The following is a 21,193-nucleotide window of genomic DNA, read 5'->3' as shown; positions in this document are numbered from 1 at the left end:
GCGGCGTACGTCCTAGTCCTTGATGGTGTCGAGCCAGTTGGTCAGCAGCTGGGCGCCGGCGTCGCCGGACTTCTCGGGGTGGAACTGGGTGGCCCACAGCGGGCCGTTCTCCACCGCCGCGACGAAGGGCTCGCCGTGCGTGGCCCAGGTGACCTTCGGGGCCCGGATGGTGGGGTTGGCGGTCTCCAGCTCCCAGGTGCGCACCGCGTAGGAGTGCACGAAGTAGAAGCGGGCGTCGGCGTCCAGGCCGGCGAACAGCCGTGAGTCCTCCGGCGCCTTGACGGTGTTCCAGCCCATGTGCGGCACGATCGGCGCGCGCAGCGGCTCGACGGTGCCGGGCCACTCGTCGCAGCCCTCGGTCGTGACGCCGTGCTCGACGCCCTTCTCGAAGAGGATCTGCATGCCGACGCAGATCCCCATCACGGGCCTGCCGCCCGACAGCCGGCGCCCGATGATCCACTCACCGCGCACCGCCTTCAACCCGGCCATGCAGGCCGCGAAGGCGCCGACGCCGGGGACGAGCAGCCCGTCGGCGTTCATCGCCTTGTCGAAGTCGGCGGTGATCTCCACGTCCGCGCCGACCCGGGCGAGCGCGCGCTCGGCGGAACGGACGTTGCCGAAGCCGTAGTCGAGGACCACGACCTTCTTGGCGGCCTTGCTCATCTGCCGAACCCCCCTACAGCCGCAGCAGGCCGGCCGCCAGCGACATGGCGGATCCGATGCCGAGCAGCACGACGACGCCCTTGGGCAGCTTCTGCTTCCAGAAGGAGTAGACACCGCCGGCCAGGAAGAGGCCGAGCAGGATGAACAGGATGGCCGGCTTGGTCACAGCGCGCCCTTCGTCGACGGGAGGATGCCCGCGGCGCGCGGGTCGCGCTCGGAGGCGTAGCGCAGGGCCCGGGCCAGCGCCTTGAACTGGCACTCCACGATGTGGTGGGCGTTGCGCCCGTACGGCACGTGGACGTGCAGCGCGATCTGCGCCTGGGCGACGAAGGACTCCAGGATGTGCCGGGTCATCGTCGTGTCGTAGGAGCCGATCATCGGCGCCATGTTCTCGGGTTCGGTGTGCACCAGGTACGGGCGGCCCGACAGGTCGACGGTGACCTGGGCGAGGGACTCGTCCAGCGGCACGGTGCAGTTGCCGAAGCGGTAGATGCCCACCTTGTCGCCGAGCGCCTGCTTGAAGGCGGCGCCCAGTGCGAGGGCGGTGTCCTCGATGGTGTGGTGGGTGTCGATGTGCAGGTCGCCCTCGGTCTTGACCGTGAGGTCGAACAGACCGTGGCGGCCGAGCTGGTCGAGCATGTGGTCGTAGAAGCCGACTCCGGTGGAGATCTCGGTCCTGCCGGTGCCGTCGAGGTCGAGCTCGACGACGACGGACGTCTCCTTGGTCGTGCGCTCCACGCGGCCGACGCGGGTCATGTGGTTACTGCTCCTTCTTGAGCTCGCGTACCGCTTCGAGGAACGCGTCGTTCTCGGCCGGGGTGCCCGCGGTGACCCGCAGCCAGCCCGGTACGCCGTTGTCGCGGACGAGCACGCCGCGGTCGAGGATCGCCTGCCAGGCGCGGTGGCTGTCCTCGAAGCGGCCGAACTGGACGAAGTTGGCGTCGGAGTCGGTGACCTCGCAGCCGATCGCCCTCAGCTCGCCGACCAGGCGGTCCCGCTCGGTCTTCAGCTGCTCGACGTATCCCAGCAGCGTATCGGTGTGCTCCAGGGCGGCCAGCGCGGTGGCCTGGGTGACGGCGGACAGGTGGTACGGCAGCCGCACCAGCTGGACGGCGTCGACGACCGCGGGGTCGGCGGCGAGGTAGCCCAGCCGCAGGCCGGCGGCGCCGAAGGCCTTCGACATGGTGCGGCTGACCACCATGTTGGGGCGGCCCTCGATCAACGGCAGCAGGGACGGGCGGTGGCTGAACTCGCCGTACGCCTCGTCGACCACCACCAGGGAGGGCCGGGCGGCCTGGGCCGCCTCGTACAGCGCCACGACGGTGTCGGCGGCGACGGCGGTGCCTGTGGGGTTGTTGGGCGAGGTGACGAACACCACGTTCGGCCGCCGCTCGGCGATGACCCGCTCGGCGGCGGCCACGTCGATGGTGAAGTCCGCTCGGCGCGGGCCGGCGATCCAGCCGGTGCCGGTGCTGCGGGAGATCAGGCCGTGCATGGAGTACGAGGGCTCGAAGCCGATCGCGGTGCGCCCGGGGCCGCCGAAGGTCTGCAGCAGTTGCTGGATGACCTCGTTGGAGCCGTTGGCGGCCCACACGTTGGCGAGGCCCACCTCGTGACCGGCGGTGCGGGTGAGGTACTTCGCGAGTTCGGTGCGGAGCTCCACCGCGTCCCGGTCGGGGTAGCGGTTGAGGTCGCGGGCGGCCTCGCGGACCCGCTCGGTGATCCGGTCGACCAGCGGCCCGGGCAGCGGGTACGGGTTCTCGTTGGTGTTCAGGCGTACGGGCACGTCGAGTTGCGGGGCGCCGTAGGGGGACTTGCCGCGCAGTTCGTCCCGGATGGGCAGGTCGTCGATGCCGGTCACGAACCCGGTACCGTCCAATCGAATCGGGCGCGGACCGCGGCGCCGTGTGCCGGCAGGTCCTCGGCGTCGGCCAGGGTCACCACGTGCGGGGCGATCTCGGCGAGCGCCTCTCGGGTGTAGTCCACGACGTGGATGCCGCGCAGGAAGGACTGCACGGACAGGCCCGAGGAGTGGCAGGCGCAGCCGCCGGTGGGCAGCACGTGGTTGGAGCCCGCGGCGTAGTCGCCGAGCGAGACCGGGGCGTACGCGCCGACGAAGACCGCGCCGGCGTTGCGTACCCGGGCGGCGACGGCGGCGGCGTTAGCGGTCTGGATCTCCAGGTGCTCGGCCGCGTAGGCGTCCACCACCTGCAGGCCCTGCTCGATCCCGTCGACCAGGACGATGCCGGACTGGCGGCCGGACAGCGCGGGCGCGATCCGGTCCTCGACGTGCTTGGTGGCGCCGATCTGCCGCTCCAGCTCCTTCTCCACCGACTCGGCGAGGTCCACGGAGTCGGTGACCAGGACGGCGGCGGCCAGCGGGTCGTGCTCGGCCTGGCTGATCAGGTCGGCGGCGACGTGCACCGGGTCGGCGGTGGCGTCGGCGAGGACGGCGATCTCGGTGGGGCCGGCCTCCGCGTCGATGCCGATGCGGCCCTTGAGCAGGCGCTTGGCCGCGGCGACCCAGATGTTGCCGGGGCCGGTGACCATGCTCACCGGACGGCACTCCTCGGTGCCGTAGGCGAACATCGCGACGGCCTGGGCGCCGCCCGCGGCGTACACCTCGTCGACGCCGAGCAGCGCGCACGCGGCGAGGATCGTCGGGTGCGGGAGCCCGCCGAACTCCTTCTGCGGCGGCGAGGCGACGGCCATCGAGCCGACCTCGGCCTCCTGCGCGGGAACCACGTTCATCACCACGGAGGACGGGTAGACCGAGCGTCCGCCGGGCACGTACAGGCCGACCCGCTCCACCGGCACCCAGCGCTCGGTGACCGTGCCGCCCGGCACGACCTGCGTGGTGTGGTCGGTGCGGCGCTGCTCGCCGTGGACGAGCCGGGCGCGGCGGACCGACTCCTCCAGCGCGGCCCGCACCTTCGGGTCCAGCTCCTCCAGGGACCGGGTCAGCGCCTCGGCCGGGACGCGTACCCGGTCGATGGTGACGCCGTCGAACTTCTCCGCGTAGTCGATCAGTGCCGCGGTGCCACGATGCTTCACGTCCTCGCAGATCGGGCGCACCGTCTCCAGTGCGGCCTCGACGTCGAGCTCGGCTCGGGGCAGCAGATCGCGGTCGACTCCGTCCGCCGGGAAGGCGTCGCCGCGCAGATCGATTCGGGAGATCACCCTCCCAAGTGTAGAGAACCGCCCCCGCGCGCTCGGCCGGGTATCAGTCCGTGATACGCCCACCGTCCCGAGGCCGGAGATCGCCCCCGCTTGTCGCCCGCGAGCCTGCCCACCGATAGCGTTTCGGTCGTCGCTGTGAGCCACGGGAGGGAAACCGGTGACCGAGCCGTCGGACGTCGCGCCGCCGCACGACTGGACCGCCGTGGAACAGGGCCTGTGGAAGGCCTTCCGCCGCGGGGAGCTGTACGACCTGCGCACCGGCATCCCGGAGCGGGACGACCCGGCCGCCGACCGCTTCTGGGGCCCGGACCGCACGGTGCGGGCCGAGGTGATCGCCAAGCTGCTGCTCGACGGGCCGCAGGCCGCCTCGGGGCGCGTGTCGTGCGTGAAGCTGTCCGGGGCCCAGATCAGCGGGCAGCTCAACCTCTCGGGCGGCACGGTGGTGCCGTACGTGGAGCTGCACGACTGCCGCTTCGAGCAGCAGGTGCTGCTCGCGGAGTGCAACTTCACGACCCTGCGCATGGTGCGCTGCGCCATACCGCGGCTGGAGGCGGCCCGGCTGCACACCTCGGGTGACCTGCACCTGCCGCAGTGCACGATCGAGGGCGGGATACGGCTCACCGACGCCCACATCGGCACGGACCTGCTGCTCAACCAGATCACCCTGCGCAAGGACCGGCACGGCCGGGCGCTGGCGGCCGACGGGCTCAGCGTCGCCCAGGACGTCGAGGCCGAACTGATCGAGGCGACCGGCGAGATCAGCCTGCGCAGCGCCCGCATCGGCGGCCGCCTCAGCCTGCGCGGCAGCCGGCTGCACAACCCGTACGGGCGCTACGCGCTCAACGCGGCCCGGGTCACCGTCGAGCACACCCTCTACCTCAGCGCGGGCTACGTCGGCACCGGCGGCTCCGGCAGCGGCACCCCGCCGCTGGGCGTGCGCACCCGGCGCTTCAGCTCGGACGGCGGGGTGCGGCTGGACGACGGCCGGTTCGGCAACGCGGTGATCATCCACCAGGCGCGGTTCCGGCTCACCGGCGGGCAGCAGCTGTCGCTGCGCCGGATCCAGACGCCCGAGCTGCGGCTCACCCTGGATCAGCCGCCGACCGGGACGATCTCACTGGCCGGCGCGCGCGTGGGCAATCTCACGGACAGCCGCACCTGCTGGCCCGAGGCCGGCGGCCTCGACCTGACCGGCTTCGCCTACGGCTCCCTCAGCCCCGAGGGCGCCTTCCCGCTGCGCGCCCGGATCGGCTGGCTGGCCGCGGCCACCCCGGAGTACAGCCCCGAGCCGTACGAGCACCTGTCGGCCGCCCTGCGCGCGAGCGGCGAGGACGCCGACGCCCGCGAGGTGCTGCTGGCCAAGCACCGCCGGCGCCGCGAGACCCTTCCGCTCGCGGGCAAGCTGTGGGGCTACCTGCAGGATGTGACGGTCGGCTACGGCTACCGCCCGGGCCGGGCCGCCATCTGGATGGCGCTGCTCTGGGCCTTCGGCGCGGTCTTCTTCAACGTCCACGGCGAGCCCGATCCCGTCGACGGCGGCGCCTTCCCCCACTGGAGCCCCTCCCTCTTCGCCCTCGACCTGCTCCTCCCGGTCATCAACCTCGGCCAGGACAACGCCTGGCGCCTCGGTGGCAGCGCCCAGTGGGCCGCCGCGGTCCTCACCATGCTCGGCTGGATCCTCGCCACCACCGTCGCCGCCGGCGCCTCCCGTCTCCTCCGCCGCGGCTGAGGTCCCGGCAGGAGGCGCGCTCCGGGCGCGTACGGCCCGTTCGGGGCGAAAACGGACGGGGCGGGACGAGGGCGACGATGGGGGGTGGCCGTCGCAGGCCCTAGGCTTGCTGACCGTGACCGCTCGTCTTCCGCTCTTCCCGCTCGGCTCCGTCCTCTTCCCGGGGCTCGTGCTGCCGCTGAACGTCTTCGAGGAGCGCTACCGCGCGCTCTTCCGCGACCTGCTGGCCCTGCCGGAGGACGCACCGCGCCGGTTCGGCGTCGTGGCGATCCGCGACGGCCACGAGGTCGCCCCCGCGGGGGCCGAGAAGGCGGCGGCCGGGTACGCGGCGGACCTGTCCGGGGCGCTGTACGCGCTGGGCTGCACCGCGGACGCGGCGACGATCGGGGAGCGCGAGGACGGCGGCTTCGACGTCGTGGCGACCGGCACGACGCGCTTCCGGCTGCTGTCGGTGGACGCCTCGGGGCCCTACCTGACCGGTGAGGTCGAGGAGGTGGCGGAGGAGCCCGGCACCGGCTCGGGAGCGCTGGCGGCCGACGTGGCGCGGGCGTTCCGCACCTACCAGAAGCGGCTGGCCGGTGCGCGGGAGCGGAGCCTGGCGGGGAGCCAGGAACTGCCGGACGACCCGACCGTGCTGTCGTACCTGGTGGCGGCCGCGACCGTCGCCGGGACCCCGGCGAAGCAGGCCCTGCTGGAGGCGCCGGACACGGCGGCCCGGCTGGCGGAGGAACTGCGGCTGCTGCGCCGCGAGGCGGCCGTCATCGACAAGCTGGGCGCCCTGCCCGCCGTGGACCTGACCCGCCAGGTGCCGAGCCCGAACTGACGTATCCTCGCAGCGCCATGGCCAAGAAGAAGCAGTCATCCTCCGGCGGCACGCCCGCCACCGTCGCCCTGGAGAAGGCGAACGCCGCCTTCACCGTGCACGCGTACGCCCACGACCCCGCCTCGGAGCTCGGCTACGGGGAGGAGGCCGCACAGGCGCTGGGCACCTCCCCCGACCGGGTCTTCAAGACCCTCGTCGCCGACGTGGACGGGGCGCTGACCGTCGCCGTCGTCCCCGTCGCGGGCTCGCTCGACCTGAAGGCGCTGGCCTCCGCGGCCGGCGGGAAGCGCGCCGGCATGGCGGACCCGGCCGCCGCCGAGCGGACGACCGGCTACGTCAGGGGCGGTATCTCCCCGCTGGGGCAGCGCAAGCGGCTGCGCACGGTGGTGGACGCGTCCGCGCTGGAGCACGCCACGGTCTTCGTCTCGGCCGGCAAGCGCGGCCTGGAGGTCGAACTGGCACCGCAGGACCTGGTGCGGCTCACGGACGCGGTCGTCGCACCGATCGGACGCGCCTGACCCCTGGACGGCGGGGCCGTACGGGCGCACTCTGCCCGGAAGCGCACCGGGCACAGGGAGGCCCGATGTCCAAGCGCACCCGCAAGCGCAGGTGGCGGATCAAGAAGCGCAAGGCCAACCACGGCAGGCGCCCGGCGTGACCTCCGGGCCCTGGGTCAGATGCCCGCGGGCGGCGGCTTCCAGTCCACGGCGGGGGGCTGCTCGTCGCGCGGGCCGAAGCCCGTGGTGAGCACCAGATGGGTGAGGACGGCCCCTATGGGCCAGGCCAGGAGCGCGCCCTTGGCCTGCAGCTCGAGGGGGCCGTCGAACACCTTCTTCGCGCCGACCGCCCTGGCGTGCGCGATCAGGTCACTGGTGGGGCCGAGCCAGGTGCCCAGCCGCCAGGCCAGCACGGAGCCCAGTACGGCGCCCGCGGCCATGCCGAGGACGACTCCGACGCCGCCACGCCGGTTCCGCCAGAAGACGACCGCCCCGGTCAGCACCCCGATGCCGAGCCCGAGCAGTACGAAGGTGCCGTCGGCGCCGATCGCCTGCTCCCCCTCGGTGTCCTTGAGGTAGACCGCCTTGCCGTCGGAGACCAGCGGGATCCGCGGCGCCAGCCACAGCCACAGCAGGCCGAGGACCACACCCGCCACGGCCACGAGCACCGCGGTCAGCGCGCCGCTCTTGAGCTCCCGGACGGGGTCCATGCGGCTCTCCTGCTCCGGGAACGGCGGCAGCGGCGCGGGCGGCCATTGGTCGTGGGGGGTCAGGGGTGCGGTCACTCTGCCATCGTGCCAGGTCCGTCCGTGGCCCGCGTCACCGGCACCTCACCGCCACCGCACCCCGGGGGTCACCGGCAGGCGGCACGACGGTAGGCCCAGGTGGCCGCCGCCAGCGACACCAGGCCCACGGCCGCGCACACCGACAGGTCGGCGGTGACCGCCAGCCAGTCGGGGTGGTCGTCGAAGCTGCGGATGAGGGCCTCCACACCGTAGGTGGAGGGCAGCAGGTCCCGTAGGTAGCGGATGGGCTCGGGGAGGTTGCCGGCCGGCAGCACGCCCAGCAGCAGCGCCGCGGACATGCCGAGCTGGCCGGCCAGGGTGGCCAGCTCCTGGCGCGGCGCGAGCAGCCCGAGCGCCGCGCCCAGCCCGGACAGCGCTGCCCCCGCCAGCGGGATGACCGCGACGAGGATCCACAGGTTCGCGAAGGGCAGCTGGAACAGCGCGCAGCCGATGCCCGCCGTCACGAGCGTCCCGGGCACGGTGAAGGAGGCGTACGCGCCGGCCGCGCCCAGCACCACGGCGGCCGGGGGCACCGGCAGGGTCGCGTAGTGGTCGAGCCCGCCGGAGGCGCGCAGCTGCCCGAAGTACTGGGCCAGCAGGTTGAGCGCCACGAAGGCGACGACCAGCACACTCGATCCGGCCACGACAGCGCGCGCGGCCGGGCCGCCGTCGACGACGCCCCTCATCATGATCATGATGCCGACCGACTGGAAGGTCGCCACGAACAACAGCGGGATCCGGGCGACCTTCGCCCGGGACATCTGCGCCCGGTACACCGCGGCCATCGCCGGCAGCAACCGGGCCCGCGGGGCGAGCGTCGCGGCCTCCGCGCCCAGGGGGGCTGCGGTCGCCGCCGGTGCCGCCGTCCGGGTGTCCGCGCCCGCGGAGATGATCGTCACTCCGCGCCGCCCCGCCGCGCCGTTCCGTGCGCCTCGTCCAGATTCACGTTCCGGTCCACGCTCCGGTCCAGGTCCGGGGTCAGGTCTCCGCCGTTGCCACCGTTCACGCCTTGACCAGCCCCTTCCTCCGACCGCCGAGCGCCAGGTAGACATCCTCCAGGCTCGGCGCCGTCAGGGTGAAATCGTCGAGCGCGGTGAAGGCCGGGCCGCCGGTCAGCTCCGCGACCACGGCGCGGGCCCGCTGCTGCGGCAGCCGCAGCGTCCAGCGGCGCCCGGTGACGCGGGCGGTCTCGCGCAGGGCCGCCACGCCGGGCACGGCCAGCGGGGGCTCGTCCCGCCACACCAGGTCCAGCCGTACCTCGTCGGCGACGAGCGCCTTGAGCCCGGCCGGGGTGTCGCAGGCGATGACCCGGCCCTCGTCGATGACCGCGACACGGTCGAGCACGGTCTCCGCCTCGATCACGTTGTGGGTGACCAGCAGAACCGTGGTGCCGCGTTCGGCGCGCCGCCGGTCGACCGCCGCCCAGACCGCGCGCCGGGCGACCGGGTCCATGGCGGTGGTCGGCTCGTCCAGCACGAGCACGGGCCGTTCGCCCACCAGGGCGGCGGCGAAGCAGGCCAGCCGTCGCTCCCCGCCCGACAGCCGCTTCAGCGGCCGCGAGGCGAGGGCGGTCAGTTCCAGTTCCTCCAGGACGGCGTCCCGCTCGGCGCGCGCGGCCCTGATGTCGAGACCGCGCAGTCGCCCGGTGGTCTCGGCGGCGAGGGCGACGGTCAGTTCGTCCAGCGCGCTCGACTCCTGACCGAGGTAGCCCACCAGCCGCGCCGCGCGCTCCGGGTGCCGGACGATGTCGTGGCCGAGCAGTTCGACGCCGCCCGCGTCGGGGCGCAGCAGCCCCGTCAACTGGCGTACGAGGGTGGTCTTCCCGGCACCGTTGGGGCCGAGCAGCCCGAAGATCTCACCGCCCCGGATGTCCAGGTCGATGCCGTCGTTGGCGCGTACCGGGGCGCTCGCGGCGCCGCGCCGGCCCCGCCCGGCCGGGTAGCTCTTCACCAGCCCGCGCACGGTCACCACCACCGCCGTCCGCGCGGTGGCGCCCTGTTCCGTGCCCGTACTCACGAGGACCGAGCCTACGCTGCATCCCGGCCGGGACATGCCGCAGGGTCGGATCCGGTGCGCTCACTCGCCCGGAGAGGCCCTCGCGACGACGGCGCGGGCGTCGATCTCCCGCCAGAAGCCCGCCCGGATGGCGTAACGGTCGTGCTCGTCGATCTGGTCGTCCTTGTGGGCCAGCAGTCCGAACCGGGCGGCGTAGCGCAGCAGCTCGCCGTCGATGCGGTGCGGGACGCGCGGGTACTCGGCGGAGAGCACCTGGAGGTGGGACGTGTCGGCGAGCCGGCCGATCCAGCGGCGGGCGAAGACCTGGCCGACCTCGTACGGGTCGCCGCTGACGGCCGTGATGTCCTCCTCGCGGTCCGCCCAGCGCTGTTCGGCGCTGGTGAGCTGGGCCAGCGTGGGCAGGGTCGCGTCGGCGCCCTCGACGCCGCCGACCAGCCCGCGGTCGGAGGACCAGCGCAGGGTGGCGCCGGTGGCGGCCGGGGAGGCGGGGTGCGGCGAGGAGTGCCCGCGGTGGACGATGCCGGCGACGTCCTTGGGGGTGGGCACCAGGCCCCTGCCGGCGGTGGCGGCGGGCGCCTCGGGACTCGGGCGGGTGCCGTTGCGCTCGGCGGTGACGACCTGGGGCGCGGCGGCGGCCGGCTCCGCGGGCTGGTCGGCCGCGGGCTGCGACTCGGCCCCCTGGGCGGTCTCGGGCAGCGGCGCGGAGAGGATCGCGGCGATCTCGGGACGCGGGGTGAGCGGTGCGCAGACCCCGGCGGGCTCGCGCACGTGGATGGCCCGGGTGATCCACTCCCGGTCCAGGACGCGCCGCTCGTCGGCCTCGGCGACCAGGTCCTCGGACTGGTTGAAGTCGCCGTCCGCGGCCTGCACGGCCCACAGGTGGACGGCGACGCCGTGCTCCTTGGCCGACATCATGCCGGGCAGGAGGTCGCCGTCGCCGGTGACCAGGACGACGTCGGAGCAGGCGCGGTTGCGGGCCAGCTCGGACAGCTCGGCGTGCATGGCCGCGTCGACGCCCTTCTGCGCCCAGCGTCCGTCGGTGCGGGTCAGCGCGCCGAGGCGGACCGTCACGCGGGGCATCACGCGCAGCCTGCGGTGCTCCGGCTGCGGTACGCGGTCGGGGGCGCCGTCGAACCAGTAGATCCGCAGCAGCGGCTGGCCGGTCTCCTTCTCGGCGCGCTCCCGCAGACCCGCGACGATCTCGGAGTGGTCGACGGTGATCCGGGACCGGGAGGGCTCTCCGGCGAGGAGGCTCGCGGCGGCTCCGAGCAGGTAGCCGGCGTCCACGAGGACGACGCAGCGGTCCATCGGTCTCACCCTCTTCTCCGAAAGTCCTGCCGTCCGACCCCCCGGTAACACTGTTGCCCCGAGTCTGCCCGAACACGGGGGCGTTGTGACCGGTTACGCGATCACCGGCGCGCCACACTCTGCAACTGCCCGAAATGCGACCTTCGTACTCCCGTGCAAGCCTGAGTGCGGCCCATCATCCGAGATTTCCCCCAAGGAGGAATCGTGGGCAAGAACAAGAACCGGGGCGAACGTACCGGCCAGCAGCACGACCGCAGCGCCGCGACCACCGAAGAGCACGCGAAGAGCGCAGGCGGACGCGAGCCGGCGATGACGGTCCCGGGCGCCGAACCGCACGTGTCGCAGAAGCGGCAGAAGAAGTTCGGCCACAACTAGCGCGCAGGCACCGGTCGCTCATGATCGAGGGTGGCACCCCTTCCGGAAGGGGTGCCACCCTCGGCGCGTCCGCCGGCTCGCTCGGCGCGTGATCAGCCCGCCTGCTGCTGGGCGGTGGCGAGACAGGAGGGGCCCAGGAGGGCCTTGAGGTCGCCGAAGAGTGCCGGGTCGGCAGTGACACGGTGGCGGTCGAGCCTCAGCACCGTCGTCTTGCGGGCACCCTGCAGCCGCACCCGGACCTCGGTGCTCCCCTTGTGGCTGGCGAGGACCTCGCCGAGGCGGGCGACCAGCGGCGGGGTCACCTTCACCGTCGGGATGGAGATCGTCACCGGGGCGTTGGTCCCGGCGTCCGTGAGGTCGGGGACCATCAGCTCCATGGCCACCAGGCGCGGGACGTCCTCGCGCTTGTCGAGCCGGCCCTTGACGAAGACGACGGCGTCCTCGACGAGCTGGGTCGAGATCAACTGGTAGGTGGCAGGGAAGAACATGCAGTCGATGGAGCCGCCGAGGTCCTCGACGGTTGCGATGGCCCAGGCGTTGCCCTGCTTGGTCATCTTGCGCTGCAGACCGGAGATGATGCCGCCGATGGTGACGATCGAGCCGTCGGAGTAGTCGCCGGCCAGCGCCGAGACGGAGGCGTCCGCCTTGTCGTTGAGGACGTGCTCGATGCCGAAGAGCGGGTGGTCGGAGACGTACAGGCCGAGCATCTCGCGCTCCTGCGCGAGCAGGTACGTCTTGTCCCACTCGACGTCGGAGAAGGTGACGTCGAGGCCGAAGCCCGGTTCGTCGCCCGCGGTCTCGTCGCCCATGCCGCCGAAGAGGTCGAACTGCCCCTCGGCCTCCTTGCGCTTCACCGCGACCACGTTGTCGATCATCGGCTCGTAGTGCTCGGTGAGGCCCTTGCGGGTGTGCCCCATCTCGTCGTACGCGCCGGCCTTGATCAGCGATTCCACGGTGCGCTTGTTGCAGACCACGGCCTCGACCTTGTCGAGGAAGTCGGGGAAGGAGGTGTACTTCCCCTTGGACTTGCGGCAGCGGATGATCGAGTCCACCACGTTCTGGCCGACGTTGCGGACGGCGGTGAGGCCGAACAGGATGACGTCGTCACCCTGCGCGGTGAAGTTGGCGTCCGACTCGTTCACGTTCGGCGGGAGCACCCTGATGCCCATGCGGCGGCACTCGTTGAGGTAGATCGCCGACTTGTCCTTGTCGTCGCGCACCGAGGTGAGCAGCGCCGCCATGTACTCGGCCGGGTAGTTGGCCTTGAGGTAGGCCGTCCAGTAGGAGACCAGGCCGTACGCGGCGGAGTGCGCCTTGTTGAAGGCGTAGCCGGCGAACGGCACCAGGACGTCCCACAGCGCCTGGATCGAGTCGTCGCCGTAGCCGTTCTTCCGGGCGCCCTCCTGGAAGATGGTGAAGTTCTTCGCCAGCTCCTCGGGCTTCTTCTTGCCCATGACGCGGCGGAGGATGTCGGCCTCGCCGAGGGAGTACCCGGCGATGATCTGGGCGGCCTTCTGCACCTGCTCCTGGTAGACGATCAGGCCGTAGGTGACGTCGAGGACCTCCTTGAGGGGGGCCTCGAGCGCCGGGTGGATCGGGGTGATCTCCTGCTGCTTGTTCTTCCGCAGCGCGTAGTTGATGTGCGAGTTCATGCCCATCGGGCCCGGCCGGTAGAGGGCCGAGACGGCGGAGATGTCCTCGAAGTTGTCGGGCTTCATCATGCGCAGCAGGGAGCGCATGGGGCCGCCGTCGAACTGGAAGACGCCGAGGGTGTCGCCCCGGCCCAGCAGTTCGAAGGTCTTGGGGTCGTCGAAGGGCAGGGCCAGCAGCTCGATGTCGACGCCCTTGTTGGCCTTCACCAGCTTGACGGCGTCGTCCATGATCGTGAGGTTGCGCAGGCCCAGGAAGTCCATCTTCAGCAGGCCGAGCGACTCGCAGCTCGGGTAGTCCCACTGCGTGATGGTGACGCCGTCGGAGTGCCGCACCCAGACCGGGGCGTGGTCGACGATCGGCTCGCTGGACATGATCACGCCGGCGGCGTGCACGCCCATCTGCCGGACCAGGCCCTCCACGCCGCGGGCGAGGTCGATGACCTTCTTGGCGTCCGGCTCGTTCTCGTACATCGAGCGGATCTCGCCGGCCTCGCTGTAGCGGGGGTGCGCGGAGTCGGTGATGCCGGAGAGCGGGATGCCCTTGCCGAGGACGTCGGCGGGCATCGCCTTGGTGAGGCGGTCGCCGACTGCGTACGGGTAGCCCAGGACGCGGGCGGAGTCCTTGATCGCGTTCTTGGCCTTGATGGTGCCGTAGGTGCCGATCATGGCGACCTTGTCGGCGCCGTACTTCTCCGTGACGTACCGGATCACCTCGGCGCGCCGGCGCTCGTCGAAGTCGATGTCGACATCGGGCATGGAGATGCGCTCGGGGTTGAGGAAGCGCTCGAAGATCAGACCGTGGTCGATCGGGTCGAGGTCGGTGATGCCCATGGCGTACGCGACGATCGAGCCGGCCGCGGAGCCTCGGCCGGGGCCGACGGCGATGCCGTTGTTCTTGGCCCACATGATGAAGTCGGCGACGACGAGGAAGTAGCCCGGGAACCCCATCTGGATGATGGTGTCCATCTCGTACTCGACCTGCTTCATCCGGTCGTCCGGGATGCCTCCGGGGTAGCGGCGCCGCATGCCGCTCATGGTCTCCTCGCGGAACCAGGTGACCTCGGTGTAGCCCTCGGGGACGTCGAAGCGGGGCATCAGGTTCCGCGCCTGGAACATGCCGTCGGTGTCCACCTGCTGCGCGACGAGCAGCGTGGTGTTGCGGCAGCCCTCCTGCCAGGCGTCGGAGGAGTCGATGCCGAGCATCTCGTCCGTCGTCTTCAGGTAGTAGCCGGTGCCGTCGAAGCGGAAGCGGTCCGGGTCGGAGACGTTCTTGCCGGTCTGGATGCACAGCAGCGCGTCGTGGGCGTCGGCCTCGCTGGCATAGGTGTAGTGCGAGTCGTTGGTGACGACCGGCGGGATGCCGAGCTTCTTGCCGATCTCCAGCAGCCCGTCGCGGACCCGGCGCTCGATCTCGATGCCGTGGTCCATCAGCTCCAGGAAGTACCGCTCCTTGCCGAAGATGTCCTGGTACTCGGCGGCGGCCTTCACCGCCTCGTCGAACTGGCCGAGGCGGAGCCTGGTCTGCACCTCGCCCGAGGGACAGCCGGTGGAGGCCATCAGGCCCTCCGACCACTGGGCGATGGTCTCCTTGTCCATGCGCGGGTACTTGGTCAGCCAGCCCTCGGCGTAGGCGTCCGAGGAGAGCCGGAAGAGGTTGTGCAGACCCGTCGCGTTCGCCGCCCAGATGGTCTTGTGCAGGTAGGAACCGGAGGCCGAGACGTCGTCGCGCTTCTGGTGCGGCTGGCCCCAGGTGACCTTGCGCTTGTTCCGCCGGGACTCCGGCGCCACGTACGCCTCGATGCCGATGATCGGCGTGATCCCGGCGCCCTTGGCCTGGTGGAAGAAGTCGTACGCCCCGTGCAGGTTGCCGTGGTCGGTCATGGCGATGTGCGTCATGCCCATCTCACCGCAGGCCTTGAACATGTCCTTGAGTCGCGCCGCCCCGTCGAGCAGGGAGTACTGGGTGTGGACATGCAGGTGGGTGAACGGCGTGGTCACGGGAAGCGACACCTCCGGCATCGGTCGTCATCTGGCGGCGTTGGAATCCTACGCCGGGGGTCCGACAGCCGATGCCATTCCCACCCCTCCGCCGCGCCCGGCCGGCCCCGTGACCGGCCGGACGCGGACGGTGGCGTCAGCTCGCCCGGTAGGCGGTCCAGGAGCTCTTCATACGGCTCACCTGGCCTGCGGTGAACTGGTACATGCAGGAGTCGTAGGTGTAGTCCATGAAGTTGTGGATCGGGTCCGCGCCACTGGCCGTGCAGGTGTCGCGGCCGGTCGGGCAGGCGCCGGCGGCGGTCTTCTCGGCGGGCGTGTCGGAGACGTAGTCGCCGCTGGCGCCGCAGCCGCCCTGGAAGGTGTGGTAGAGGCCCATCCAGTGGCCGACCTCGTGGGTGGCGGTGTCGCCCTGGTCGTAGTTGGTGGCGGAACCGCCCGGCACGGACGCGTCGAGGATCACGACGCCGTCGTCCTTGGGGTTGCCGGCGTACCAGCTCGGGAAGGTGGCCCAGCCGAGCAGGTCCTCCTGGAGGTTGGCCGAGTAGATGTTGAGCGCGCTCGCCCCGCCCTTGCGGAGGCCGGTCTTCATCGCGGTCTCGGCCGAGGAGCCCTCGGTCAGGTTGTACCAGGCGGCCTTGTCGGTGTAGTCCGTCGCGACCAGCGAGAACCGGAAGCCGGAGTCGACGTTGCCGGTGCCCTGGCCCGCGTAGGCGGCGTTGAGCACCGCTATCTGGCCGGAGATGGCGGAGGCGCTGAGCTTGCCGGTGCTGCCGCTGTGGATGACGTGCCAGTAGACCGGGATAGTCGTCGCCGCGGCGGCGGCGACCCGGGAGCCCTTGCCCTCGGCCTTGGCCTCGGCGACGCGCTTCCTCAGGTCCGCGTCCATCGCCCGGGCGGTGGCGTCGCTGACGGCGTTGGGCTCGTGGGCGGTGGAGCCCTTCATCCTGCGGGCCGCGGCGTCGCCGCTGTCCGCGCACTGCTCGGCGGGGGTTCTCGTGTGCGCGGAGGCGTAGCTCACGGTGGCCGTGGCGCCGGTGAGGGGAAGCAGGACCAGGGTTCCGGCCACGGCGGCGAGACCGACGAGACGGCGGGAACGGGGGGTGCGTGACATGTGGGGGCACTCCTCGTGGGACGTACGGGAGGAATTTCCTCCTCGCCGCCCGGAGGTTATGTGTCCATGCCAGAACCGGTGCAGCCCTCTTCCGGCCCATTGACGGACAGAGGGGAATCCCTAGACAACGAAGGTCCCTTGAGGGTCCGCGCCGGCCCGCGCGACGTCCCCGGAGCGCGGGGCGGGCGGTGTGTCCGGATTCGGACCCGGGGGCTCTCCTGCCAACCGCCCCGCCACGGCCGCTCCCCGCACGACGCGGGGAGCGGCCGGAAAGCGACGTTCGGCGGCTCAGCGTATGGGCGAGTAGACCCGCTCGACCTTCTGCGTGCCCGACAGGGTGCGGTACGAACGTTCCCAGGTGGAGGAGGCGTTCGGGTCGGTGCGGTCGGAGAGCGCGTAGTAGTCCATCTGCGCCCGCTCACCGGTGATGTCCAGCACGCCGTAGCCGTGGGAGTCCATGTCCAGCCACTTCACATGGCGGTTGGCGGCCTTCACGGCGGCCTCGGCGACCGTGGAGACGGTGCCCGGGGCCACCTCGAGGATGTCGTCGAGGTTGTCGGAGGTGACCGAGGTGACCACGAACTCGGTCGCGGCCGAGGCCGACAGCGGGTAGGTCGCCGCCTTCACCGGGACGTCGTTCGCCCAGGCCATGTGGATGTCACCGGTCAGGAAGACCGTGTTGCGGATGCCGTTGTCCCGCAGGTGCGCCAGGAGTTCGCGGCGGTCGTCGGTGTAGCCGTCCCACTGGTCGACGTTGACCGCCAGGCCCTCGGCGGGCAGGCCGAGCAGCTTGGCCAGCGGCGCCAGCAGGTGGCCCGGCAGGGCGCCGAAGGCGACCGGCGAGATCATCACCGAGTTGCCGATCAGGCGCCAGGTGGTGTCCGAGGTCTTCAGACCGGCCTTCAGCCAGTCCAGCTGGGCCCGGCCGGTGATCGTCCGGTCCGGGTCGTCCACCGAGCCGCTGCCGATCGAGGCCTGCTGGGAGCGGAAGGAGCGCAGGTCGAGCAGGGACAGGTCGGCGAGCCTGCCGAAGCGCAGCCGCCGGTAGGTGGTGCCGGCGATCGAGGCACGCACCGGCATCCACTCGAAGTAGGCCTGCTTGGCCGCTGCCACCCGGGCCGCCCAGGCGCCCTCCGCGCCCTCGGTGTGGTTCTCGGCCCCGCCGGACCAGGCGTCGTTGGCGAACTCGTGGTCGTCCCAGATCGCCACCACCGGGGCCGCCGCGTGCAGCGCCTGCAGGTCGGCGTCGGTCTTGTAGCGGCCGTGCCGGGTGCGGTAGTCGGCCGGCGTGACGATCTCGTGGGCGGGCGCGTGCGGACGGACGACGGTGCCGCGGGCGGCGTATGCCCCGGTGCCGTACTCGTAGAGGTAGTCGCCCAGGTGCAGCCAGGCGTCCAGGTCGCCGCGGGCGGCCAGGTGCCGGTACGAGGAGAAGTACCCGGCCTCCCAGTTGGCGCAGGAGACCACGCCGAAGCGCAGCCGGTCGGCGGTGGCGTTCTCGGCGGGCGCGGTACGGGTGCGGCCGGCCGGCGAGGTCACGCCGCCGGCGGTGAAGCGGAACCAGTAGTCCGTGGCGGGCTGCAGGCCGCGCACGTCGACCTTGACGGTGTGGTCGGAGGCGGCCGTCGCGGTGGCCGTACCGGTCGCCACGACGGAGGTGAACGCCCTGTCCCGGGCGACGGTCCAGCCCACCTCGGCCGCCGGGCCGAGCCCGGAGCCCGGGACGGCCTCGGGGACGGGGGTCACCCGCGTCCACAGCAGCACGCCGTCGGGCAGCGGGTCGCCGGAGGCCACGCCGTGCAGGAAGGCGGGCTCCGCGGCGGCGGACGCGGGGCTGGTGCCGGCCGTCAGCGGTATCAGCGCGGCGCCGGTCACAACTGCGCCGGCCTTGACGACCGAACGGCGGCTGGGTGTTCTCGATGAGGTCTGTGAGGGTGCAGAGGTCTCGGTCACGGCCGGTCAGATTACGCGTCAGTAACCCCTTTCCGGGACCCCGTGCACAGGAGTTCGGAAGGACTTCGCCCTCCGGTCCCCGGCACGACGCCTGCGACCGGAGGGCGAAGCGGCCCGCGGGCCGGTGCTATCCCTTGCCGATGATCTGGTCGACCGCGGCCGTGAACTGGTCGGCGGTCATCGCCTGCGGACTCTCGATGGGCTTGTCGTCGAGCTTCACGGTGGGCGTGCCCTGGATGCCGTCGTCGGTGAACTGCTGGTCCATGGTCAGCGCCCACTTGTCGTAGGTACCGTTGCGGACCGCGTTGTCGAAGGTCTTGTTGCCCTTGAGCGCGTCGACCTTCTGCGCCAGTTCGATCAGCTTGTCGGCGCTGCCGAAGTCGTCCTTGGTCTCCTCGGGGTGGACGTCCTTGGAGTACAGCAGGGCGTGGTACTGGACGAACGCGTCCTTGCTGACGTTCAGGGCGGCGCCCAGCGCGCTCAGCGCCTTCTTCGAGCCCTGCCCCTGGGCGAGGCGGTCGTCGAGGAAGGCACCCATGGTGTACGAGATCTTGTACTTGCCGTCCTTGGCGTCCTTCTGGACGGTCTCGCCCGAGGTCTGCTCGAACTGCGCGCACACCGGGCAGCGCAGGTCCTCGTACACCTTCAGCGTGTGCTTGGCGCTCTCGTCGCCGATGACGATCGACGTGCCGTTCTTGCCCGAGGAGTTGGCCGGCTTGACCAGCGGCTTGTCCGCCGCCTTCTCCCAGTAGGTGGGCGCGTTCATCTTGACGACGGCCACGGCTATGCCGGCACCGAGCGCCAGCACGCCCAGGACGCTGCCGCCGACGACGAGCTGCCGCCGCAGCTTGTCCCGCTTCGCCTGCCGCTCGCGCTCGACGCGCAGCCGCTCACGGGCGGCGTTCTTGGCGGCCTGGCTGTTTCGCTTGCTCATGGTGGTGTGATCTCCGACTCGTACGTACGTGGGTGAGGGGTGGGGCGCCGTGCTCAGCGGAAGCCGAGGCGGGCGGGCGGCCCTCGCCGTACGACGGAGTGCAGGAGCAGGGGCAGCGCCGGGGCGGCGGCCATGGGCCCGGCCGCGCCAGGACGGGTGGTGCCGCGCGGCCCGGCCGTCCGGAAGACGGCCACCGCGACGAGCAGCGGCCCGAAGGCGGCGCGCAGCAGGCGGTGCAGGGCGTCCTCACCGCACCGCAGCCACCCGGCGGCGACCAGGCCGATGCAGACGTGCGCCAGGAGCAGCAGCCACGGCGAGGTGCCGGTGCCGGACACCCCGGGCGCCGTGGCGAGTGAGCCGCCGACGTCGCCGTGGCAGACCAGCGCCTCGTTGATCGAGCGCCACGAACCGGTGACGGGACCGCCGCCGGGGCCGTAACAGGTGTTCTGACCGGCGGTGAACAGCGTGTCGACGGCCAGTTCCAGCGGGACGAGCAGGCCGGCGATCGGCCAGTAGCCGCGCTCGCGGCGGCCGAGCGCGTACGCGACCGCGAAGACGCCCGCGAAGGCCCCCGCCGTGGTCGTCATCGGCAGGGGCTCCCGCGAGAGCATGATGTGGGCGGTCGCGGACAGCGTCACGCACAGCGCGGCGAAGCATCCCGCGCGCAGTGCCCTCAGCCGGGGTCCGGTCCCTTCCATGGCGCAGAGTGTGTCATGCCGGTGTGTAAGCAGTGCCTAAACCCCGGAACAAGGCCCGGGGCAAGACCCCCGGATCAGAGCCCCGGGATGCGGCCGTTGCGGAACAGGTCCACGAAGATCTGGTGGTCGGCGCGGGCCCGGGCGCCGTAGGAGTGGGCGAACTCCACCAGCGACTCGGTGAAGCCCTCCTCGTCCCGCGCTATGGCCGCGTCGATGGCGTCCTCCGTGGAGAACGGCACAAGGGAGTGCCCGCTCTCGTCGTCCGCCGCCGCGTGCATGCCGGCGGTGGCCCGGCCGAGGTCCGCGACGACCGCCTCGATCTGCTCGGGGTCGTCGATGTCCGACCAGTCCAGATCCACCGCGTACGGCGACACCTCCGCGACCAGCTGGCCGACGCCGTCCAGGTCGGTCCAGCCCAGGTACGGGTCGGCGTGCGCCTGCAGCGCGCGCTGCGAGATCACGGTGCGGTGGCCCTCGTGGCGGAAGTAGTCGCGCACCGCCGGGTCGGTGATGTGCCGGGAGACCGCCGGCGTCTGCCCCTGCTTCATGTAGATGACGACGTCGTTCTCCAGGGCGTCGGTGTGGCCCTCGAGGAGGATGTTGTACGAGGGCAGGCCCGCGCTGCCGATGCCCACGCCGCGACGGCCCACGACGTCCTTGACCCGGTGGCTCTCCGGGTTGATCCGGCTGGTCTCCGGCAGCGTGTCCAGGTACGCCTCGAAGGCCCGCAGCACCTTCTCGCGGGTGCCGCCGTCCAGATCCACCGCGCCGCCGCCCTCGGTGAAGCGGCGGTCCCAGGCGCGGATCTCCGTCATCGAGTCCAGCAGTGCCACCCGGGTCTGCGAGCGGGCGTGGCGCAGCGCCTCCAGCAGCGGGCCCTCGGCGGAGTCCAGCGCCAGGGAGGGGACGGCCTCGCCCTGGGCGAGGGCCCGGATGCGCTCGCGGTAGGCGGTGGCGTAGCTGCGCACCAGACCGGAGATCACGTCGTCGGCCAGCGCCTTGCTGTAGCCGATCAGGGCTATGGAGGCGGCGAAGCGCTGCAGATCCCAGGTGAACGGGCCGACGTAGGCCTCGTCGAAGTCGTTGACGTTGAAGATCAGGCGGCCGTTGGCGTCCAGGTACGTGCCGAAGTTCTCGGCGTGCAGGTCGCCGTGGATCCACACCCGGGACGTGCGCTCGTCCAGGAACGGGCCGCTGTCCTCGGCGTCGGCGAGGTCGGCGTAGTAGAGGCACGCGGTGCCCCGGTAGAAGGCGAACGCCGACGCCGCCATCTTGCGGAACTTGACCCGGAACGCGGCCGGATCGGCCGCCAGCAGCTCCCCGAACGCGGTGCCGAAGACCTCGAGGATCCGCTCGCCGCGCTCTTCGTCCGTCGTCATGCCTGTGGCCATCGGTGCAGTGCCTCCTGGGCTGGTCCGTGTCTGCCGGGTCAACGCAGGAGCGTACGCTCGCGTGCCCGGCGACGAACCCG

Annotated in this window: 19 protein-coding genes; 4 read left to right on the top strand and 15 right to left on the bottom strand. The window is 71.9% G+C overall.

Annotated features, from left to right (window positions below; all coding sequences use genetic code 11):
* Positions 1-12: 12 nt before the first annotated feature.
* The 5 genes from hisH to hisD are packed head-to-tail and all read right to left on the bottom strand — an operon-like array spanning position 13 to position 3,843.
* A complete protein-coding gene (hisH, locus tag OIE69_RS29155; protein ID WP_326576878.1) occupies positions 13-663 on the bottom strand; it encodes an imidazole glycerol phosphate synthase subunit HisH in 651 nt (216 codons plus the stop codon).
* Between the two features lie 13 nt (positions 664-676).
* Positions 677-829, bottom strand: a complete 153-nt coding sequence (locus OIE69_RS29150; protein WP_326576876.1) for a hypothetical protein — start codon at positions 827-829, stop codon at positions 677-679.
* Positions 826-1,419 (bottom strand): imidazoleglycerol-phosphate dehydratase HisB, encoded by a 594-nt coding sequence (gene hisB / locus OIE69_RS29145; protein ID WP_319661088.1) that lies wholly within the window; start codon positions 1,417-1,419, stop codon positions 826-828. Before hisB ends, OIE69_RS29150 begins: the two co-directional genes overlap by 4 nt.
* 4 nt (positions 1,420-1,423) lie before the next feature.
* On the bottom strand, positions 1,424-2,524 hold the full coding sequence (locus OIE69_RS29140; RefSeq protein WP_326576874.1) for a histidinol-phosphate transaminase: 1,101 nt from the start codon (positions 2,522-2,524) through the stop codon (positions 1,424-1,426).
* The gene (gene hisD / locus OIE69_RS29135; RefSeq protein WP_326576873.1) at positions 2,521-3,843 is read right to left on the bottom strand and encodes a histidinol dehydrogenase; all 1,323 of its coding nucleotides are present in this window, start codon (positions 3,841-3,843) and stop codon (positions 2,521-2,523) included. The genes OIE69_RS29140 and hisD overlap by 4 nt, the downstream gene beginning before the upstream one ends.
* A 157-nt stretch (positions 3,844-4,000) precedes the next feature.
* On the opposite strand from hisD, the gene OIE69_RS29130 reads away from it, so the two are divergent.
* From OIE69_RS29130 to ybaK, 3 genes are all read left to right on the top strand, one after another.
* Complete coding sequence (locus tag OIE69_RS29130; RefSeq protein WP_326576872.1) at positions 4,001-5,572, top strand: oxidoreductase; 1,572 nt, start codon at positions 4,001-4,003, stop codon at positions 5,570-5,572.
* A 115-nt stretch (positions 5,573-5,687) separates the two neighbouring features.
* Positions 5,688-6,395 carry an LON peptidase substrate-binding domain-containing protein gene (locus OIE69_RS29125; protein ID WP_326576871.1) on the top strand — a complete coding sequence of 236 codons (708 nt, stop codon included), beginning with the start codon at positions 5,688-5,690 and terminating at the stop codon, positions 6,393-6,395.
* Positions 6,396-6,412: 17 nt separating this feature from the next.
* Entirely contained in the window at positions 6,413-6,913 is a 501-nt protein-coding gene (gene ybaK, locus OIE69_RS29120; RefSeq protein ID WP_089221937.1) for a Cys-tRNA(Pro) deacylase, read from the top strand.
* A 155-nt stretch (positions 6,914-7,068) separates the two neighbouring features.
* Here ybaK and OIE69_RS29115 read toward each other — a convergent pair whose 3' ends face one another.
* From OIE69_RS29115 to OIE69_RS29100, 4 genes are all read right to left on the bottom strand, one after another.
* Complete coding sequence (locus tag OIE69_RS29115; RefSeq protein WP_326576870.1) at positions 7,069-7,677, bottom strand: ABC transporter permease; 609 nt, start codon at positions 7,675-7,677, stop codon at positions 7,069-7,071.
* 68 nt (positions 7,678-7,745) lie between these two features.
* Positions 7,746-8,576, bottom strand: coding sequence for an ABC transporter permease (locus OIE69_RS29110; protein WP_392567581.1), 831 nt, complete (start codon positions 8,574-8,576; stop codon positions 7,746-7,748).
* Positions 8,577-8,679: 103 nt separating this feature from the next.
* Positions 8,680-9,693, bottom strand: coding sequence for an ABC transporter ATP-binding protein (locus OIE69_RS29105; protein ID WP_326576869.1), 1,014 nt, complete (start codon positions 9,691-9,693; stop codon positions 8,680-8,682).
* A gap of 60 nt (positions 9,694-9,753) precedes the next feature.
* Complete coding sequence (locus tag OIE69_RS29100; RefSeq protein WP_326576868.1) at positions 9,754-11,001, bottom strand: NYN domain-containing protein; 1,248 nt, start codon at positions 10,999-11,001, stop codon at positions 9,754-9,756.
* Positions 11,002-11,205: 204 nt separating this feature from the next.
* On the opposite strand from OIE69_RS29100, the gene OIE69_RS29095 reads away from it, so the two are divergent.
* Positions 11,206-11,376, top strand: coding sequence for a hypothetical protein (locus tag OIE69_RS29095; RefSeq protein WP_326576867.1), 171 nt, complete (start codon positions 11,206-11,208; stop codon positions 11,374-11,376).
* A 92-nt stretch (positions 11,377-11,468) separates the two neighbouring features.
* Here OIE69_RS29095 and dnaE read toward each other — a convergent pair whose 3' ends face one another.
* The 6 genes from dnaE to OIE69_RS29065 all read right to left on the bottom strand — a co-directional run bounded on the left by dnaE (position 11,469) and on the right by OIE69_RS29065 (position 21,113).
* A complete protein-coding gene (dnaE, locus tag OIE69_RS29090; protein ID WP_326576866.1) occupies positions 11,469-15,047 on the bottom strand; it encodes a DNA polymerase III subunit alpha in 3,579 nt (1,192 codons plus the stop codon).
* A 115-nt stretch (positions 15,048-15,162) separates the two neighbouring features.
* Entirely contained in the window at positions 15,163-16,137 is a 975-nt protein-coding gene (locus OIE69_RS29085; RefSeq protein ID WP_326576865.1) for a zinc metalloprotease, read from the bottom strand.
* A 288-nt stretch (positions 16,138-16,425) separates the two neighbouring features.
* Complete coding sequence (locus OIE69_RS29080; RefSeq protein WP_326576864.1) at positions 16,426-18,090, bottom strand: alkaline phosphatase D family protein; 1,665 nt, start codon at positions 18,088-18,090, stop codon at positions 16,426-16,428.
* A gap of 127 nt (positions 18,091-18,217) precedes the next feature.
* Complete coding sequence (locus tag OIE69_RS29075; protein ID WP_326576863.1) at positions 18,218-19,024, bottom strand: thioredoxin domain-containing protein; 807 nt, start codon at positions 19,022-19,024, stop codon at positions 18,218-18,220.
* A gap of 53 nt (positions 19,025-19,077) precedes the next feature.
* On the bottom strand, positions 19,078-19,722 hold the full coding sequence (locus OIE69_RS29070; protein WP_326576862.1) for a hypothetical protein: 645 nt from the start codon (positions 19,720-19,722) through the stop codon (positions 19,078-19,080).
* 74 nt (positions 19,723-19,796) lie between these two features.
* Positions 19,797-21,113, bottom strand: a complete 1,317-nt coding sequence (locus OIE69_RS29065; RefSeq protein ID WP_326576861.1) for a DUF2252 domain-containing protein — start codon at positions 21,111-21,113, stop codon at positions 19,797-19,799.
* Between the last annotated feature and the right edge of the window lie 80 nt (positions 21,114-21,193).

Origin of the sequence: Actinacidiphila glaucinigra (genome assembly GCF_035918135.1) — a bacterium.
Taxonomy (GTDB): Bacteria; Actinomycetota; Actinomycetes; order Streptomycetales; family Streptomycetaceae; genus Actinacidiphila; species Actinacidiphila glaucinigra.
This window is presented reverse-complemented; position numbering and strand designations above follow the sequence as displayed.

What these genes read in the sequence shown, in the direction of transcription:
- hisH (WP_326576878.1), bottom strand. Translation starts at nt 663, where the DNA reads ATGAGCAAGGCCGCCAAGAAGGTCGTGGTCCTCGACTACGGCTTCGGC.
- hisB (WP_319661088.1), bottom strand. Translation starts at nt 1,419, where the DNA reads ATGACCCGCGTCGGCCGCGTGGAGCGCACGACCAAGGAGACGTCCGTC.
- ybaK (WP_089221937.1), top strand. Translation starts at nt 6,413, where the DNA reads ATGGCCAAGAAGAAGCAGTCATCCTCCGGCGGCACGCCCGCCACCGTC.
- OIE69_RS29100 (WP_326576868.1), bottom strand. Translation starts at nt 11,001, where the DNA reads ATGGACCGCTGCGTCGTCCTCGTGGACGCCGGCTACCTGCTCGGAGCC.
- dnaE (WP_326576866.1), bottom strand. Translation starts at nt 15,047, where the DNA reads ATGCCGGAGGTGTCGCTTCCCGTGACCACGCCGTTCACCCACCTGCAT.
- OIE69_RS29085 (WP_326576865.1), bottom strand. Translation starts at nt 16,137, where the DNA reads ATGTCACGCACCCCCCGTTCCCGCCGTCTCGTCGGTCTCGCCGCCGTG.
- OIE69_RS29075 (WP_326576863.1), bottom strand. Translation starts at nt 19,024, where the DNA reads ATGAGCAAGCGAAACAGCCAGGCCGCCAAGAACGCCGCCCGTGAGCGG.
- OIE69_RS29070 (WP_326576862.1), bottom strand. Translation starts at nt 19,722, where the DNA reads ATGGAAGGGACCGGACCCCGGCTGAGGGCACTGCGCGCGGGATGCTTC.
- OIE69_RS29065 (WP_326576861.1), bottom strand. Translation starts at nt 21,113, where the DNA reads ATGGCCACAGGCATGACGACGGACGAAGAGCGCGGCGAGCGGATCCTC.